General features: G+C 48.5%; 11 protein-coding genes. 10 read left to right on the forward strand and 1 reads right to left on the reverse strand.

Annotated elements, in window-relative coordinates:
* Nucleotides 1-271 precede the first annotated feature (271 nt).
* The 10 genes from GV64_RS07775 (at nt 272) to hemE (ending at nt 14,927) form a co-directional block, all read left to right on the forward strand.
* Complete coding sequence (locus GV64_RS07775; RefSeq protein WP_020580661.1) at nt 272-1,336, forward strand: pilus assembly protein PilM; 1,065 nt, start codon at nt 272-274, stop codon at nt 1,334-1,336.
* Complete coding sequence (locus GV64_RS07780; RefSeq protein ID WP_020580660.1) at nt 1,336-1,899, forward strand: PilN domain-containing protein; 564 nt, start codon at nt 1,336-1,338, stop codon at nt 1,897-1,899. Before GV64_RS07775 ends, GV64_RS07780 begins: the two co-directional genes overlap by 1 nt.
* Nucleotides 1,896-2,507 carry a type IV pilus inner membrane component PilO gene (locus GV64_RS07785; protein WP_020580659.1) on the forward strand — a complete coding sequence of 204 codons (612 nt, stop codon included), beginning with the start codon at nt 1,896-1,898 and terminating at the stop codon, nt 2,505-2,507. The genes GV64_RS07780 and GV64_RS07785 overlap by 4 nt, the downstream gene beginning before the upstream one ends.
* A complete protein-coding gene (locus tag GV64_RS07790; RefSeq protein WP_020580658.1) occupies nt 2,504-3,040 on the forward strand; it encodes a pilus assembly protein PilP in 537 nt (178 codons plus the stop codon). Before GV64_RS07785 ends, GV64_RS07790 begins: the two co-directional genes overlap by 4 nt.
* Nucleotides 3,041-3,299: 259 nt before the next feature.
* Nucleotides 3,300-5,342, forward strand: a complete 2,043-nt coding sequence (locus GV64_RS07795; protein WP_020580657.1) for a type IV pilus secretin PilQ — start codon at nt 3,300-3,302, stop codon at nt 5,340-5,342.
* Nucleotides 5,343-5,469: 127 nt separating this feature from the next.
* Nucleotides 5,470-5,991, forward strand: a complete 522-nt coding sequence (gene aroK, locus GV64_RS07800; protein WP_034844130.1) for a shikimate kinase AroK — start codon at nt 5,470-5,472, stop codon at nt 5,989-5,991.
* Between the two features lie 14 nt (nt 5,992-6,005).
* Nucleotides 6,006-7,085, forward strand: a complete 1,080-nt coding sequence (aroB, locus tag GV64_RS07805) for a 3-dehydroquinate synthase (RefSeq protein ID WP_020580655.1) — start codon at nt 6,006-6,008, stop codon at nt 7,083-7,085.
* Between the two features lie 650 nt (nt 7,086-7,735).
* Nucleotides 7,736-12,193: a glutamate synthase large subunit gene (gltB, locus tag GV64_RS07810; protein ID WP_020580654.1), complete on the forward strand. Its 4,458-nt coding sequence runs from the start codon at nt 7,736-7,738 to the stop codon at nt 12,191-12,193.
* Nucleotides 12,194-12,283: 90 nt separating this feature from the next.
* The gene (locus GV64_RS07815) at nt 12,284-13,729 is read left to right on the forward strand and encodes an FAD-dependent oxidoreductase (protein WP_020580653.1); all 1,446 of its coding nucleotides are present in this window, start codon (nt 12,284-12,286) and stop codon (nt 13,727-13,729) included.
* 127 nt (nt 13,730-13,856) lie between these two features.
* The gene (gene hemE / locus GV64_RS07820; RefSeq protein ID WP_020580652.1) at nt 13,857-14,927 is read left to right on the forward strand and encodes a uroporphyrinogen decarboxylase; all 1,071 of its coding nucleotides are present in this window, start codon (nt 13,857-13,859) and stop codon (nt 14,925-14,927) included.
* A 163-nt stretch (nt 14,928-15,090) separates the two neighbouring features.
* On the opposite strand, the gene GV64_RS07825 is transcribed toward hemE, so the two are convergent.
* A complete protein-coding gene (locus tag GV64_RS07825) occupies nt 15,091-17,436 on the reverse strand; it encodes a response regulator (protein ID WP_020580651.1) in 2,346 nt (781 codons plus the stop codon).
* Nucleotides 17,437-17,598 lie beyond the last annotated feature (162 nt).

Consider the following 17,598-nt stretch of genomic DNA (forward strand, 5'->3'; position numbering starts at 1 on the left):
GGCCACCGGCTGAAGTAGTGACATTTAAACATTCTTGTCATAAGCAAGAGTCGTCCTGACAGCCGATCGTGACAGACTATTATACGGTGAAAAGGCCTTTAGCTGAAAATGTGGTTTTCCTTTACTGGCTGCAGTCTTGGGCGCAGGTGGGATTTTCCTTAAAAATCCAGTGTTTAGAGTTGGCTTTTTGGCCACTATAATTGCGAAAGTAAACAGACTGTTATTTAATTAGAGCTGTTGGTCTTATAACTAATAACCAGGGATTGCGCCAGTGTTTGGGCTGCTGAAGAACAAATCAAATACCGTTTTAGGGGTGGATATAAGCTCGACATCTGTCAAAGTCCTTGAGTTGGGGCTCAGTGGCAGTCAGTACAAGGTCGAAGCGTTTAGTGTTGAACCCCTGCCGCCGGGAGCCGTTGTTGAAAATAATATTCATGAGCTCGATGTCATTGGCGAAGCGGTCGCCAAGGCTCTTTCCCACTCCAGAACCAGTCTGAAAAGTGCGGCAGTTGCCGTGTCTGGATCTGCAGTCATCACCAAAACCATCGATATGGATGCCTCTCTCAGTGATGATGAAATGGAAACGCAGATCACTGTTGAAGCGGACCAGTACATTCCCTACGCCATGGATGAAGTGGCCATAGACTTTGAAGTTCAGGGACTGAATGAGAAAAATCCTGAGCGTGTTGAAGTCTTGCTGGCTGCCTGTCGCCGTGACAATGTCGAAATGCGGGAAGAAGCACTGCGACTTGGGGGAATAAAAACCAAAATTGTTGATATAGAAGCTTTTGCCATGGAGAGGGCTTGCGAGCTGATTGAAGGCCAGCTCGACCTTCCTGATGAAGACCCGGTGCTTGCGGTCGTCGATATTGGTGCAACGAAAACAACACTGAATGTGATTAGCCGGGGAAAAACGGTGTACACCCGTGAGCAGCTATTTGGTGGGCGGCAACTAACCGATGAAATCCAACGCCGTTATGGGTTGACTCCAGACGAGGCTGAAAAGGCCAAGTGTCGTGGCGGCCTCCCTGATGACTATGAGCCTGAAGTATTGGACCCGTTTCGTGAAACTGTGGTTCAGCAGGTGTCAAGATCACTACAGTTCTTTTATTCATCCAGCCAGTTTAATGATGTCGATGCGATTGCCCTGGTAGGAGGTTCAGCTTCCATCGTGGGTATGGCAGAAATGATTCAAGATAAACTGGGAATACCTACCAGGCTGGCAAATCCTTTTGCGGGAATGTCTCTGGCTGGAAGGGTGGATGCAGACGAACTGGCCAGTGAGGCACCATCTTTGATGATTGCCTGCGGCCTTGCCATGAGGAGTTTCGACTGATGGCAAGAATTAACCTGTTACCCTGGCGTGAAGAGCTCAGGAAAGAGCGGAAACAGCGTTTTGTAGCTGTCTGGGCTATGACTCTTTTGGTAGGCATTGGTCTGGTCTTTATTGGTGATCTTTACATCAGCAATAACATCAGTTATCAGCAAAGCCGGAATCAATATCTGCAGAACGAAATTACGTTGCTCAATAAACGGATCAGTGAAATCAAGGATCTGAAAACCAAGAAAGATCAATTGCTGGAGCGAATGCAGGTGATTCAGAACCTGCAGGGCAATCGTCCTGTGATTGTGCGCATATTTGACCAGGTGGCACGTGTAGTTCCAGAGGGGGTTTATTTCAAGCAGATCACCCTGGAGGGGGACCGCCTGTCTCTTGTTGGGGTTGCTGAGTCTAATAATCGTATCTCGGCTTTGATGAGAAACTTCGACAACTCAGAATGGTTTACTGAGCCAAACCTGACTGCGGTCAGAAAAGTTTCAGCAAACAGTCAGCGCTGGAATGAGTTTGATCTAACCGTTAAACAGATCAATCCCAATCAGGCTAAGGGGGGACTATGAGTTTTGCTGATTCGTTACAAAAGCTGAATGAGCTTGATCTGAATGAGATTGATTTTGATAACATCGGCTCATGGCCTCTGGGAGTCAGAATCATTGTCTGTGCTCTGACTCTGGCCTTGATACTTGGGCTTGGTTATCAGTTTCACCTGACCAGTTTGCAGAGCCGGTATGATGTCGCTGCCAGTAAAGAACAGGATTTACGGGAGCAGTATCGAATCAAGGCATTTCAGGCTGCGAACCTGAAATCCTATCGCGAGCAGATGGCAGAAATGGAGAATTCTTTTGGTGCGTTGGTTAAACAATTACCCAGCGATACTGAAGTGCCCGGGCTGTTGGAGGACATTACCTTTACAGGGCGTGGGGCAGGTCTGCAGATAGAAGAAATTAAGCTTCAGGCTGAAAATGTCAGTCATTTTTATATTGAGCTGCCTATCAGCATTGCAGTGCAGGGCACATACCATGATTTGGGCAATTTTGTCAGTGGTGTAGCCAGCCTTTCACGAATAGTGACCTTGCACGATTTTGACATTCGTCCGGGCAGGGATGGTCAATTGACGATGAGCATTCTTGCTAAAACCTATCGCTACAATGATCAGGGGGGGCTATGATGCAGCAGCTTCGACTTATTATTGTTGTCGGTACCATGCTGGTTTTAGCAGGTTGCTCAGATGGGGGCCGTCAGGGGTATAAAGATATTGATGCCTATATGGCAGAAATGAAGGCGAGGCCAACAGGTAATATTGAGCCACTACCTCAGTTCAGGGCTTATGAGGCTTTTACTTATCAGGCATCTGCCATGCGCAGTCCTTTCAGGCAACCTGTGAGAATTGCGCTGACCACTGAACAGATCAATAGCAATATCAAGCCGGATCAATACCGGGTTAAACAGTACCTTGAGCAATTTGAAATGGACTCGTTCCGTTTAGTTGGCTCGATCAGTAATGATGAAGGGTTCTGGGGCTTGGTGCGAGGCTCTGATGGTGTTCATCGAGTGCAGGTGGGGGATTACCTGGGGCGTAACCATGGCCGCATAACTTACATTGATGATCAGGAGCTGCGAGTAACGGAAATAGTTCCAGCAGGTCCAAAGTATTGGATCGAGCGCCCAAGGGTTCTTCGCGTTAATTTTAGTAATCAGTGATTTGATTTCCGGTATTGTGAATTAATCATCATTTTCTGAATATGAATGCTATTGTCAGTCTTTGCTCGGTTGACAGTGCGTCATGGGCTGTGTTGAGTTAGTCTGATTGTTGTTCTGGCATGGATGGCTTATTTTTGTCTGGGGGATTTTTCGTGGTATGAAAGGATGTGATATGGAACCGTCATGGCGGAATGGGCTGGATTATTTAAATATGATGCCGATGAAAACAACAATTCTAATTCTGAAATAGGTAAGTTAGATGAATATTAGTCCCCTGTTGCAGGCGAAAGCTGTTCGAGGGCTTCTGTATGCGCTACTGGCAATATTGCCTATTTCAGCGTGGGGCGTCATTCTGAAGAATATGGATGTTGCTGCGTTACCGGGTGATATGGTTGAGCTTCGTTTGACTTTTGATGGCGCTGCCCCGGTTGCTCATGGCTACAGTATTGAAAAGCCTCCCAGGATATCCATTGATCTGCCTTTTACGCGCAGTGAACTCCCGAAATACAATGAAGTTGGTTTTAATAATGCCAAGAGTGTGACTGTGCTTGAGGCTGGCGACAGAACGCGTCTGGTTATTAATCTTCAGCAGCCAACCCGCTTTACCAGTCAGGCTGATGGACGGACGCTCAGTATTTACATTGGAGATGACAGCAATATAGCAGCCGTTCAAAGGGAGTCAGCCCAAGGGGATAACTCGTCTTCCCAGGCTGCTGGCATAAAGACAGGAATTACAGATATTGACTTCCAGCGCGGAGATGATGGTGAAGGAAAAATCATTATTGCGCTTTCTGATGCCAAGATCCCAATGGATATGAATGAACAGGGTGGACGTATCCGTCTTGAGTTTCAGGGAGATGTTCTGCCACAACGCTTAAGAAACCGCCTGGATGTCATTGATTTTGCAACGCCGGTTAAGTTCATTGATGCCGCCGTTGAAGATGGCAACAGTATCATTACTATTGAGCCTAAGGGGAAATTTGAGTATCTGGCCTATCAGACGGATAACCTGCTGACTGTCAGTGTTAAGGCACCAGATACAAAAGACCTTGGTAGGAGAAAGTCGGGGCTTTCCTATAAGGGAGATAAGCTGTCGTTAAACTTTCAGGATATAGAAGTCAGGGCTGTTCTGCAGCTGATTGCTGATTTCACAGACCTGAACCTGGTGGCATCTGATACTGTTGGAGGCAATGTTACTTTGCGACTGCAGAATGTTCCCTGGGATCAGGCACTTGATATTGTGCTCAAGGCCAAAGGGCTTGATAAGCGGCTTGAGGGTAATGTACTCACTGTGGCTCCGGCTGCTGAAATAGCTGCACGTGAGCGTGAGCAGCTGGAGAATGAAAAGCAGATTCGTGAGCTGGCTCCTGTGTATACCGACCTGGTTCAGATTAATTACGCTGATGCGGCAGAGATTGCAACGGTATTGCAGGGGACTGAAGGGGCTAGCCTGCTGACGGAAAGAGGCTCGGTTCAGGTTGTAGCCAGAACCAACAGTTTGCTGGTCAAGGATACACAGGCCAAACTGGATGAGTTGAGAGCGCTGATTGATCAGTTGGATATTCCTATCCGGCAGGTCATGATTGAGGCGCGTATTGTTACGCTCAGTTCTAACTTTAAAGAAGATCTGGGTGTTAAGTGGAGTGGCTCTAAAAATGATGCGTTGAAAAACGATAATCGAGACCTTTCTATTGGTGGTGGTCAGGATGGTGATGTATTCACTGATCTGAGCGTTACAGGTGCGGGCTCCAGTGCGATTGCTATTGGTTTCTCCACGAATGGAGGGACAATTCTTAACCTTGAGCTATCGGCCCTGCTGAGTGATGGTGGTGGTGAGGTTATTTCACAGCCAAAGGTCATTACTGCGGATAAGAAAACTGCGGTTATCAAGTCAGGTAAAGAGATTCCCTATGAAGAGAAAACGTCCAGTGGTGCGACATCGGTAGCGTTTAAAGATGCGGTACTGGGATTGGAGGTAACGCCTCAGATTACTCCGGATGGTCGGGTCATTATGGATATCAAAATCAATAATGACGATACAACGGATGAGGCCTCAAATAACGTACCGATTATTTCGACCAATGAGATCACGACCCAGGTACTGGTTGAAGATGGCGAAACTGTTGTTCTTGGTGGCGTCTTTAAGCAGAGTAAGAAGCAGGGGGTCACTAAAGTACCCGTGTTAGGTGATATTCCCTGGGTAGGTGGTCTGTTCAGGAATAAAACAGAGACTGATGATAAAGAAGAGCTACTGGTCTTTATCACCCCGAGAATTATCACTGATGGGGTTTCGTTGCGGTAAACTGTTCCCGTATTATGGGTTCGAATATCTCTGACGGGAGCCTTGGCTCCCGTTTTTTTGTTGTCATAACTGCTTACGATGCGCTACGCTCGCTGCACACAGGCAGGAAGTCAGGCTGGCAAAGAGCATGCCATTAACAAATATCTATCTGATTGGGCCCATGGGGGCAGGAAAAAGTACCATAGGCCGAATGCTGGCAAAAGAGCTGGCGCGCCCCTTTCTTGATTCGGACCATGTTATTGAAGATCGCAGTGGCGCTGATATCCCCTGGATTTTTGACGTTGAAGGAGAGCAGGGGTTTCGAGACCGGGAAAGTCAGGTTATTGAAGAAATCTGCAGTCAGAAAGGTCTGGTGATGGCTACAGGCGGCGGTGTTGTCGGTCGACCGGAAAACAGGCGAAACCTCAGTTCCAACGGTTTTGTTGTGTATCTGAGTGCTCCGGTAACTATTCAGCTGCAAAGAACGGAAAAAGACAAAAGAAGACCGTTATTGCAAAGGCCGGACAGAGAAGAGGTGCTGACCCGACTGCTTGAAGAACGAGATCCTTTATACCACTCAATTGCTGACCTTGTTCTTGATACGGAAGTCTTATCGCCACGACAAGTGATTAAAAGAATTATTCAAGCTGTTGGCTTGGGAAGAGAGTGAGGGAGTAATCTGCCATGCTGGAACTTAAAGTTGACCTGGGGGATCGAAGCTATCCCATTTTTATCGGCGCAAATATTCTTTCTGATCCAAATTATTTCCTCCCATATATAAAAGGCAAAAGCGTTGCCATTGTTACTAATGAAACGGTAGCACCGATCTATCTGGATACGATCCGCTCCACGCTGGCTGGTTGCGATTTAACGGTGGTTACCTTGCCGGATGGCGAGCAATATAAAAACCTTGAAACGCTCAACCTCATTTTCGATAAGCTTTTACAGTCGAGGCATACACGAAAAACGACGATGGTTGCTCTTGGTGGTGGTGTAATCGGTGATATGACCGGTTTTGCTGCTGCCTGTTATCAGCGGGGGGTGGATTTTATTCAAGTGCCTACTACGTTACTGTCCCAGGTAGACTCATCGGTTGGAGGGAAAACGGGTGTCAATCATGCCCTGGGTAAAAACATGATCGGCGCTTTCTATCAGCCTAACGCTGTTGTTATTGATACTGCGACACTGAACACCCTGCCGGATCGGGAGCTTTCAGCTGGGTTGGCAGAGGTCATCAAATACGGACTGATCTGTGATCAGTCATTTTATGAGTGGCTGCAGGAGAATATTGATCGATTGATGAGCCGTGATCCTGAGGCGCTTTCCTACGCTATTCACCGTTCCTGCCAGGATAAAGCCAGAGTTGTAGAGGCTGATGAAAAAGAGTCCGGTATACGTGCGATTCTTAATCTTGGTCATACCTTTGGTCATGCAATAGAAACACATACCGGCTATGGTTCCTGGTTGCACGGTGAAGCTGTTGCGGTCGGTATGGTAATGGCGGCCGATCTTTCTTTCCGGGAAGGAAACTTATCTAAAGAAGACGTCGATGGTATTGTGACTATGCTCAAACGGGTAAGTTTGCCGACTCTGCCACCTTCGGGTATCAGTCCCGGGCGATTTGTTGAACTAATGGCTGTGGATAAAAAGGTGCTGGATGATCAGTTAAGGCTGGTGCTTCTGGACTCAGTGGGAAATGCTAACGTTACAGACCGTTTTAATCATAAAAATCTAATGGATTGCCTTGAGCAGTTTTGTTCCTGAATACTCTATCAATGGCTGGAGAGATCTCTTCAGCCTCATCTTTATTGGTCGTTCCTGTCTGAATTTGTTCTGAAAAGTTTCGATTTATCAATGTATTATTGCGGTTTTTACTTGCATTGATAAGGGTCATTTGTGATTACGCGAACAGGCGTGTAAAATGGCGAGCCGTTTTACGTGTCAGATAGTCATAAGTAAAATTTAGTTTTATGCATTTAAACTGAATAATTATGACGGGGGAGTCCGGTTACGAGAGGCAGAAAGCCCGCCGGTTAAAGAATAGCTATGGCTCGACAGACACTTGATTATCGGTAGTGTACCGAAGAGTGCTGAATGGCGAGGAGTTCGCCTGATTCAGGGAGCCCGTCTGACTTAACACTGACCTACTGCGAAAAAGCCGGATTTGGCCATTTTTTATGCTGCTTTTCGTTGAATAGAGTGACTATTCGCCTCAAATCATCATGAAGACTGACCCAAACCGGACTTTTTCTCGCTACGGTCGTCTAAGTCTGACAGGCTTCTGGTAGTGAAATACAAAGCCTTCCAGAGCAGAATTTCCTTCAGGATCGAGGGTGTTCCGGGAAAAGTCGGGATGACTTTTTTATTATGGCCGAGGCGAGCCAGAAAAATAATGGGTTGATGAGAGAGTGCCTATGAAAGCAGGTCTGTATAATCCTGGGGAGTTTCGGGATAACTGTGGTTTCGGGCTAATTGCCCAGATGGAAGGTAAGAAAAGTCATGACCTTCTGAAAACGGCGATTGAAGCACTGACCTGTATGACGCACCGTGGTGGTATTGCTGCCGATGGTAAAACAGGCGACGGTTGTGGCCTGTTGATTCAAACACCTGATACTTTTTTCCGAACAGTTGCGAAAGAAAAATTTGGCTGCGAGCTGCCTGGGCAGTATGCGGTGGGTATGGTTTTTCTCAGTACTGATAAAGCTCGTGCTGCTAAAGGCAAAAAAACACTGGAAAAAGAGCTGGAAAAGCAGCGGCTCAATGTTGTTGGCTGGCGTAAGGTTCCTGTGAATGTTGACTGTCTCGGGCCTATTGCGAAAGACCTGCTGCCAGGCATTGAACAGATCTTTGTCACCCCTGAAGGGGAGCTTGATGAGAAAGAGTTCAGTGCCAAACTTTACATGGCTCGCCGCTATACCAATATGGTGATGGCAGAGGACAAGGATTACTATATCTGTTCACTGTCGCCCAGAGTCATTACCTATAAAGGGTTGATGATGCCGGTGGATTTGCCCACCTTCTACCCAGACCTCGGTGACACCCGTTTTGAAACCGCTATCTGTGTATTCCATCAGCGCTTCTCTACCAACACCATGCCGCGCTGGCAGCTGGCTCAGCCATTCCGCATGCTGGCCCATAATGGTGAAATCAACACGATTACCGGTAACCGAAATTGGGCGGAGGCTCGTCGTCAGAAGTTTCAGTCACCTTTACTGCCGACACTGGATGATATTTCTCCCCTGGTAAACCGAACCGGTTCAGACTCATCGAGTCTGGATAATATGATGGAGGTTCTGGTAACAGGTGGTGTCGACCTTTATCGCGCTATCCGTATGCTGGTTCCACCTGCGTGGCAGAATGTGGATACCATGGACCCTGATCTCAGAGCATTCTATGAATACAGTTCCATGCATATGGAGCCGTGGGACGGTCCCGCAGGGCTGGTTATCACCGATGGTCGCAATGCCGTCTGTGCTCTGGATCGTAATGGTCTGCGCCCTTCACGCTGGGTTATTACCAAGAACGGTTACCTGACAGTAGCTTCTGAGGTTGGTGTTCATGGCTACAAGCCTGAAGATGTCGTTGCCAAAGGCCGGGTTGGACCGGGAGAAGTTCTGGCGATTGATACCGAGACTGGTGAATTGCATCAGGCTCATGATATCGATGACAAACTGAAAGTCCGTCAGCCCTACAAGAAGTGGCTGAAGCAGAATGCCTATCGTATCCGTTCGCACTTCAGTGAAGATGACTACAAGGTTGACCACCTTTCCCCTGAGCAGCTGAACGTCTATCAGAAGATGTTTATGGTCACCTTTGAAGAGCGTGATCAAGTGATCCGTCCTCTGGTAGAGTCTGGTCAGGAAGCGGTTGGCTCAATGGGTGACGATACGCCAATGGCCGTGCTCTCTGGCCGAACTCGCACCGTATATGATTACTTTCGTCAACAGTTTGCCCAGGTAACCAACCCACCTATTGATCCGCTGCGTGAAGCGATTGTTATGTCGCTGGAAACCTGTCTGGGTCGTGAGTTGAATCTGTTTGAAGAAACGCCGGAGCACGCTGCCCGGGTTATTCTCAAGTCACCGATACTGTCCACAGCGAAGTTCCTGGACCTGATGAGTGTTCGTCATCAGCATAAGTCCTTTGAGACAGAAACCATCAACCTGACTTACGACCCGTCTATTGGTCTTGAGCAGGCAGTATTGAATATCTGTGATCAGGCGGAAAAGGCTGTGCAATCCGGCAAGGTGTTAATCTGCCTTTCTGACCGTCATATCGATCAGGGACTGTTGCCCGTGCCTGCAGCGATGGCGACAGGTGCTGTCCATCACCGATTGATTGGCAAAGGGTTGCGTTCAGAATCCAACATTATTGTAGAAACGGCTTCAGCTCGAGACTCTCATCAGTTTGCCGTGTTGATTGGCTTCGGTGCCACCGCTATATACCCGTATCTGGCCTATGAAGTCATCAATGACCAGATTCGCTCCGGGGAGGTAATGACTGATCCTCGCGAAGCGTACAAGGCTTACCGTAAAGGTATTGGTAAAGGGTTGATGAAGATTCTCTCCAAAATGGGAATCTCTACCATTGCGTCCTATCGGGGAGCACAGTTGTTTGAAGCTGTAGGTCTTTCCAGAGAAATTGTGGACCTGTGCTTCTGCGGCGTTCAAAGCCGTATTCAGGGTGCTCGCTTTGAAGACTTCCATTATGAGCAGGGCCTGCTGGCCGAAACGGCCTGGAAAGCCCGCAAGCCGATTCAGCAGGGTGGTTTGCTGAAGTATGTTCACGACAGTGAATACCATGCCTTCAACCCTGATGTGGTTCAGCAATTACAGGTTGCGGTTAAAACGAGTGATTATCAGGAGTACCGGAAGTACGCCGAACTGGTTAACAAGCGTCCTGTGGCTACCCTGCGTGACCTGCTGGGCCTTAAGCTTAAGGGTAAGGCACTGGTGGTGGACGAGGTTGAATCCGTTGGCGATATCGTTCGTCGGTTTGACTCTGCGGCCATGAGTCTTGGTGCTTTATCCCCGGAAGCTCATGAAGCACTGGCGGAAGCGATGAACCGTCTTGGTGGTCGTTCTAACTCCGGTGAAGGTGGTGAGGATGAAACCCGCTACGGGACTGATCGTGTCTCGAAAATCAAGCAGATAGCCTCCGGTCGTTTTGGTGTAACGCCTCATTACCTGGTGAATGCTGAAGTGCTGCAGATCAAGGTAGCCCAGGGAGCCAAACCGGGTGAAGGTGGCCAGCTGCCAGGTGGTAAAGTTAACGAACTGATTGCCCGGCTGCGTTACTCCGTACCGGGTGTTACCCTGATTTCACCGCCTCCACACCACGATATTTACTCTATTGAAGATCTGGCCCAGCTGATTTATGACCTGAAACAGGTGAATCCGGATGCTCTCGTTTCGGTGAAACTGGTGTCTGAACCTGGTGTGGGAACTATTGCTGCAGGTGTGGCCAAGGCCTACGCAGATCTGATTACCATCTCTGGTTATGATGGTGGTACTGCTGCAAGTCCATTGACGTCTATTCGTCATGCCGGTTCCCCCTGGGAGCTTGGTTTAAGTGAGGCTCATCAAACCCTTCGAGGTAACGACCTGCGAGGCAAAGTCCGTCTGCAGACAGATGGCGGTCTCAAGACGGGTCTGGATGTGGTTAAGGCGGCTATTCTGGGCGCTGAGAGCTTTGGTTTTGGCACCACGCCAATGATCGCCATGGGCTGTAAATACCTGCGTATCTGTCACCTGAATAACTGTGCTACGGGTGTTGCCACACAGGATCAGTCACTTCGGGAAGAGCACTTCAAAGGTGATGTAGAGATGGTCATGAACTTCTTCACCTTTGTGGCAGAAGAAGTCCGTGAATGGCTGGCCTTGTTGGGCGCGAGAACGCTTGAAGAGGTTATCGGTCATACAGAGCTGCTTGAGTTGCTGCCCGGATTTACTGAAAAGCAGCAAAATCTTGATCTCTCCCCAATGCTTGGCAGCGATGACGTGCCTGAAGATAAGCCAATGACTTGTCAGGTGGATCGTAATCCTCCATTCGATAAAGGTGAGCTGGCAGAGGAGATGGTTCGTCAGACACTGGATGCGATTGAAAATAGCACTGGTGGAGAGTTTAGCTTTACCGTTGGCAACTGTGACCGCTCTATCGGTGCCCGGTTGTCCGGTGAGATTGCAAAGCGTCACGGTAACCAGGGGATGGCAGATAAGCCACTGAAGCTGAATCTGACTGGTTCTGCCGGGCAGAGCTTCGGTGTCTGGAATGCTGGCGGTCTGGAAATGCGTCTGGAAGGTGATGCTAATGACTACGTCGGTAAGGGTATGACCGGCGGTAAACTGACAATTCGCCCACCGGCCGGCAGTAGCTTTGTAACCCATGAGACCTCCATTATCGGTAATACCTGCCTCTATGGTGCTACAGGCGGTACGTTATACGCCGCTGGACGTGCAGGTGAACGTCTTGGTGTTCGAAATTCCGGTGCGAGTGTTGTGGTTGAAGGCGCAGGCGATCACTGTTGTGAATACATGACCGGAGGACTTGTTACCGTACTTGGCAGGGCTGGACATAACTTTGGTGCGGGTATGACCGGCGGATTTGCCTACGTCCTTGATCTGGAAAGAAGTTTTGTTGATCGCTATAACCATGAACTGGTGGATATCCATCGCATTGATAATGAAGCCATGGAACCCTATCAATCGCATCTGCTGAGTGTTCTTGAAGACTATGTTGCAGAGACAGGCAGTGCCTGGGGACAGGAACTGATTGATGATTTCTATGACTACAGTGGTCGTTTCTGGCTGGTGAAGCCAAAAGCTGCCAGTCTCGATACCTTACTGGCCAGTACCCATGGCAGCCCTGAGTAATCAGGGACTCTGCAGCCAAAATAAGCTGCAGGGCATGGGAAGAAGAGCAACGGGTATTGAACATAAGAACAGCTTTGTGAGGTCAGCGAAATGTCACAATTACATTTGAAAAATGGCAAGGGTGGAAGGCTTAATAACAACTTTCAGTTTGTTGATGTGGGTCGTCTTGACCCGGATAAGAAAAGTCTTCGTCAGCGAAAAACAGAGTTCGTTGAAATCTATCAACCATTTGATGAAAAACAGGTAACAAATCAGGCGCACCGTTGTCTGTCCTGTGGTAATCCATATTGTGAATGGAAGTGCCCTGTACACAACTATATTCCGGACTGGCTGAAGCTGGTCTCGGAAGGTCGTCTTTTTGAGGCCGCCGACCTGTCGCATCAGACCAATACGCTGCCGGAAGTGTGTGGTCGGGTTTGCCCACAGGATCGTCTCTGTGAAGGCGCCTGTACCCTGAATGACGGGTTTGGTGCGGTTACCATTGGTTCAACCGAGAAATACATTACGGATACGGCACTGGCTCTCGGCTGGCGTCCAGACATGTCCAAGGTGTCCTGGACCGACAAAAAGGTAGCAATCATTGGTGCCGGGCCAGCAGGTCTTGGTTGTGCCGATGTGCTGGTGCGTAACGGTGTAACACCCGTCGTGTTTGATAAAAATCCGGAAATTGGTGGTCTGCTGACGTTTGGTATTCCAGAATTCAAGCTGGAAAAGCATGTCATGAGCCGTCGCCGTGAAGTGTTCACCGAGATGGGCATTGAGTTTCAGTTGAACACGGAAATCGGTAAAGACATCACCATGGAAAAGCTGCTTGAGGAGTATGATGCGGTATTCATGGGCATGGGGACCTACACCTATATGAAAGGTGGCTTCCCGGGTGAAGACCTTGAAGGTGTCCATGATGCTCTGCCTTATCTGATCTCCAATGTTAACCGTAACCTTGGCTTTGAGCAGGATCCGGCAGACTTCATTGATATGAAGGGCAAGCGGGTGGTGGTGCTTGGTGGTGGTGATACCGCCATGGACTGTAATCGTACTTCCATTCGTCAGGGCGCTAAGTCGGTTTCCTGTGCTTATCGTCGTGATGAAGAGAACATGCCAGGTTCGCGTCGGGAAGTGGCCAATGCCAAGCAGGAAGGTGTGCACTTCCTGTTTAACCGTCAGCCTGTTGAGATTGTTGGTGATGGCAAGGTTGAGGGCATTCGTCTGGTAACTACTGAACTGGGTGAGCCGGATGAGAATGGCCGTCGCCGTCCGCAGGTGGTAGAAGGCAGTGACCAGATACTGGAAGCGGATGTGGTTCTGGTTGCGTTTGGTTTCCGTCCAAGCCCTGCCGACTGGTTTGAAGATCATGATATCCAGATCGATGAAGGTGGCCGGGTTGTTGCTCCTGAGAAAGCCAAATTCAAGTTCCAGACCAGCAATCCCAAAGTGTTTGCCGGCGGAGATATGGTTCGGGGCTCTGACCTGGTGGTAACTGCTATCTGGGAAGGACGTCAGGCCGCTGAAGGTATTCTTGATTACCTGGATGTCTGATTGATCATTAGTAAGATAATATAAGGGGCGTTTCCTGTGTGGGGGCGCCCCTGTTTTTTCTACACTGTTTTTTTAAACTGCTATTGGAACAAATCATTGTTCAGGCAAAACGGGTGTTAGGACTTTTATGACTCCATTAAAAAATGATCGCTTTCTTCGAGCCCTGCTCCGGGAACCAGTGGATGTAACTCCCGTCTGGATGATGCGTCAGGCCGGTCGTTATTTGCCCGAATACCGGGAAACCAGGGCTAAGGCCGGTGACTTTATGGCATTGTGTCAGAACCCTGAACTGGCCTGTGAGGTAACCCTGCAGCCATTGGAGCGTTTCCCGCTGGATGCCGCCATTCTTTTTTCCGATATTCTAACTATTCCCGATGCCATGGGTCTTGGACTCTATTTTGAAGCCGGTGAAGGGCCGAAGTTCAGAAAGCCGGTTCGTACCGCTGCTGATGTAGAAGCGCTGACAGCGCCTGATCCGGAGAAAGACCTTGGCTATGTGATGGATGCGGTCAGAACCATTCGCCGAGAACTGAATGGCCGGGTTCCTCTGATTGGTTTCTCCGGCAGTCCCTGGACGCTGGCAACCTATATGATCGAAGGTGGCAGCAGTAAGGATTTTCGCCGTATCAAGGCGATGATGTTTGATCAGCCTGAGCTGCTGAAACATGTGCTGAGTGTGCTTGCCGAGTCGGTGACCACATACTTGAATGCGCAGATTGAAGCCGGTGCCCAGGCGGTTCAGATTTTTGATACCTGGGGTGGTGTGCTCAGCCCGGAAAACTACCGCGACTTCTCTCTTCACTATATGGAGAAAATTGTTAAAGGCCTTAAGCGGGAAAATGAAGGCAGAAAGGTGCCAGTCATTATGTTTACCAAAAATGGCGGGCAGTGGCTTGAGTCGATGGCAAACACGGGTGTTGATGCGCTTGGGTTGGACTGGACAACCGATATTGGTGAAGCACGGCAGAGAGTTGGTGATCGAGTAGCCTTACAGGGCAATATGGACCCATCGACACTGTATGCATCGCCAGAGCGCATTCGCCAGGAAGTGGCTACGATTCTGGAAAAGTTTGGCACAGGAAATGGCCATGTGTTCAATCTTGGCCATGGCATTCATCAGTTTGTTGAGCCTGACAAGGCGGCTGCTTTTGTGAATGCTGTGCATGAGCTGTCACCCAGGTATCATGCTTCAGTATAAGTCTGTTTTCTTTTATCTAGGAGCCTGTCGGACTTACCACTGACCTACTGCGAAAAAGCCGAATTTGGCCATTTCTTATGCTGCTTTTCGTTGAATAGCACGCTATTCGTCTCAAATCAGCATAAAAACTGTCTCAAATCGGACTTTTTCTCGCTACGGTCGGCTAAGTCCGAAAGGCTCCTAGAGCCTTGATCAGGGCTCTTTGTACCGTAAACCGGGTAACCGGCTTGGTGAGAATTGAGCTGATACCCAGTTTGCTGGACTGGTATTTATCCGGTGGATTACTGATGCCTGTCAGCATGATAATGGCAGGCATAGGGTCAATGCTGGGGTCGGCATTAATGCGTTCAGCTACCTGAAGACCTTTCAGTCCAGGCATATGGTGGTCAAGAATAATGATATCAAATGCCCTGTTCAGGTAAGTCTCGTTACGAATCATGGCAAGAGCTTCGAGCCCATCACCTGCTTCAATGACTGGAATGCCCAATAGCTGGCACTGTTGGCGGAGAACCTTACGACAGGTTGCGCTGTCATCAGCTATCAGTACCCGCATATGCTCATATTGTCCCTGACGGGGTGTTTCATCTTGGCTGGGTGGGGCTTGTTCATCCCCACAGTTGCAGGGCAGTGTAAATGAGATGATGTTGCTTCGTTTACTGACCTCCCCCCCAAGTTGTCGTATAAGGTGGGTTGCAAGGTAGAGATTCAGCCCCATGGCTGTTTCTGCTTTTATCTCGGATAAAGAGTGTTCACCGGATAAATGCTTTTCCTCAAGGCTGCTGCCAGCAGGGTTCTTAAAGCTGAATTCAAACAGTAAATTGCCGGTAGGATCTTTCTGAATAGACAGCGCAACCTCGCTCATTTCAGCCTGGTTCAGCCCGTAGAACAGAAATGCTTCCAGAATCAATGAAACCCGATAGCCATCGATATGGCATTCAGTGGACAGGTTATCATCGACGAAGCAGATAATTTCAATGCTTTGCTGCTCCGCTCGATACTGGAAATGGCGGACCAACTCCTCCACAGTGTTGTGCATATCGACAAGGCGTGTACCCGATACTATTCCCTGGTTTTGCGCCTTAATGCTGGAGGCCAGAAGATTGACCAGGTTGCCCAGCTCATAACCCGCGTATCGCAATGTTTGCACGTAGTCTTCCTGCTTTGGGGTCAGCGGTGTGCTCAGTAGCAGTTCTGACATGCCCATCACGCCATTTAGCGGTGTTCGCATTTCATGGCCGAGTGAATTCATTGCCTCCTCATCAAGTTCTTCCGGGCGTTTGTTGTTATAGGCAAACTGTTTCTTGTTGAGCACTTTCCTGTTGGTTCTTGCAGGTAATGACAGAAACCCCAGAGTCAGTGCCAATGTTTGAATAAGCAGCCAGGTGGTATTTCTGGAGGATATGCCCAGTCCACCAGTATGGTTCAGCGCAAAAATAAACTGACTGATGGCCAGTGGAATCAGTAACCAGGCTGAAACATAACGACGGTGAGGTTTTACCAGCCAGAACGATAGACAGAAAGAGGCATTGCCAATCAGTGTGAGCATCAACAGGTTGGTATTTAAAGTGTTGCTGTCGCTTAATGGCAGCCACAGGGCCGCAATCAGGTAGATAAAAGAGAAGGTGTTAAAAAAACGGATCAGCAGTGGCCTTTGATGGCCAAACAGGTTGATGGCAAGCTGACAGAACGTCAGGCTGATCAACAGCAGTGATAACTGGTAGAGCCATGCTTCGACCGTGACTGGTACATAGAGCCATGTGCTCAAGTATCCCTGCCAGGAAGCCATAAAAACCAGTATAAAAGAGGCAGCAGCGGCCAGCAGCAGGTGAAAAATGCTGAGATGCTTTGCAGGCGACAGGCTGTTTGAATCCTTTGACTCCAGTCTCATTGACAGGAAAAGCCAGGCATTAGCAAGGATGATGGATAGCAATAAGCCGCTGACCAAACCGGTCTGCCAGAATTTATAGCGCTGTTGTTTGATCAGCTGGTCAAAACTTCCCAGCTTCAGGCTTTTGCTCAACTCTGGATTAAATGGTGCTTTGAGGTATAAGGTTGCCGTCTGTTCTGGTAGCAGAGTAAAGGTCGTAGTGTTGACCCGGTCCATTGGCAGAGGTTTCACGACAGTCTTTCCGGAGGCAGAGCTGGTGTATTTGAGATAAAGGGTTGGCAGTTCCTGCTGTTGATAATCTACAGACAGTATGGGATGAACTATTTCTGATGTATGGTTTGTGACTGGAAAGCGCAACCAGAGACTTTTTTGCTGCTCTTCAATATTGAGTAATGAAGGCTGCCAGGGGGCAAAACGGAATTTGAACTCTTCATCAGCCAGCTCTTTGATGGTCAGCTGACCGGAATCGTCAATAAAGAACTCCGTACTTGCTCCAGGCTGGAGTAAGTATGATGTGTTATTGATGTCGACATTCGCTGATACATTAAAGCTAGTGAAAATGAGCGATATAATAAATAACAGTGCGAATGTCCATGTAGGCCCTGAGGCTTTATAAAACACTGTTGAAAATTCCGTTTTTCATATTTATTGTCGGATTATACTGAAAAGTACCTATCTGGACAGTGAATCAGTCGCTGATTTACAAAAGTGCAGAAAATATAGAGTTTTTTCTTGTTCCAGCTTGAAGTGAAAGACTTTTTGTTCAGCTGCGGAAGTTACAGG

Source organism: Endozoicomonas elysicola (assembly GCF_000710775.1).
Classification (GTDB): domain Bacteria; phylum Pseudomonadota; class Gammaproteobacteria; order Pseudomonadales; family Endozoicomonadaceae; genus Endozoicomonas; species Endozoicomonas elysicola.

Bases quoted from the DNA above. Each gene is read 5' to 3' on its own strand.
- GV64_RS07780 (WP_020580660.1), top strand. From the start codon at position 1,336: ATGGCAAGAATTAACCTGTTACCCTGGCGTGAAGAGCTCAGGAAAGAG.
- GV64_RS07785 (WP_020580659.1), top strand. From the start codon at position 1,896: ATGAGTTTTGCTGATTCGTTACAAAAGCTGAATGAGCTTGATCTGAAT.
- GV64_RS07790 (WP_020580658.1), top strand. From the start codon at position 2,504: ATGATGCAGCAGCTTCGACTTATTATTGTTGTCGGTACCATGCTGGTT.
- GV64_RS07795 (WP_020580657.1), top strand. From the start codon at position 3,300: ATGAATATTAGTCCCCTGTTGCAGGCGAAAGCTGTTCGAGGGCTTCTG.
- aroK (WP_034844130.1), top strand. From the start codon at position 5,470: ATGCCATTAACAAATATCTATCTGATTGGGCCCATGGGGGCAGGAAAA.
- aroB (WP_020580655.1), top strand. From the start codon at position 6,006: ATGCTGGAACTTAAAGTTGACCTGGGGGATCGAAGCTATCCCATTTTT.
- gltB (WP_020580654.1), top strand. From the start codon at position 7,736: ATGAAAGCAGGTCTGTATAATCCTGGGGAGTTTCGGGATAACTGTGGT.
- GV64_RS07815 (WP_020580653.1), top strand. From the start codon at position 12,284: ATGTCACAATTACATTTGAAAAATGGCAAGGGTGGAAGGCTTAATAAC.
- hemE (WP_020580652.1), top strand. From the start codon at position 13,857: ATGACTCCATTAAAAAATGATCGCTTTCTTCGAGCCCTGCTCCGGGAA.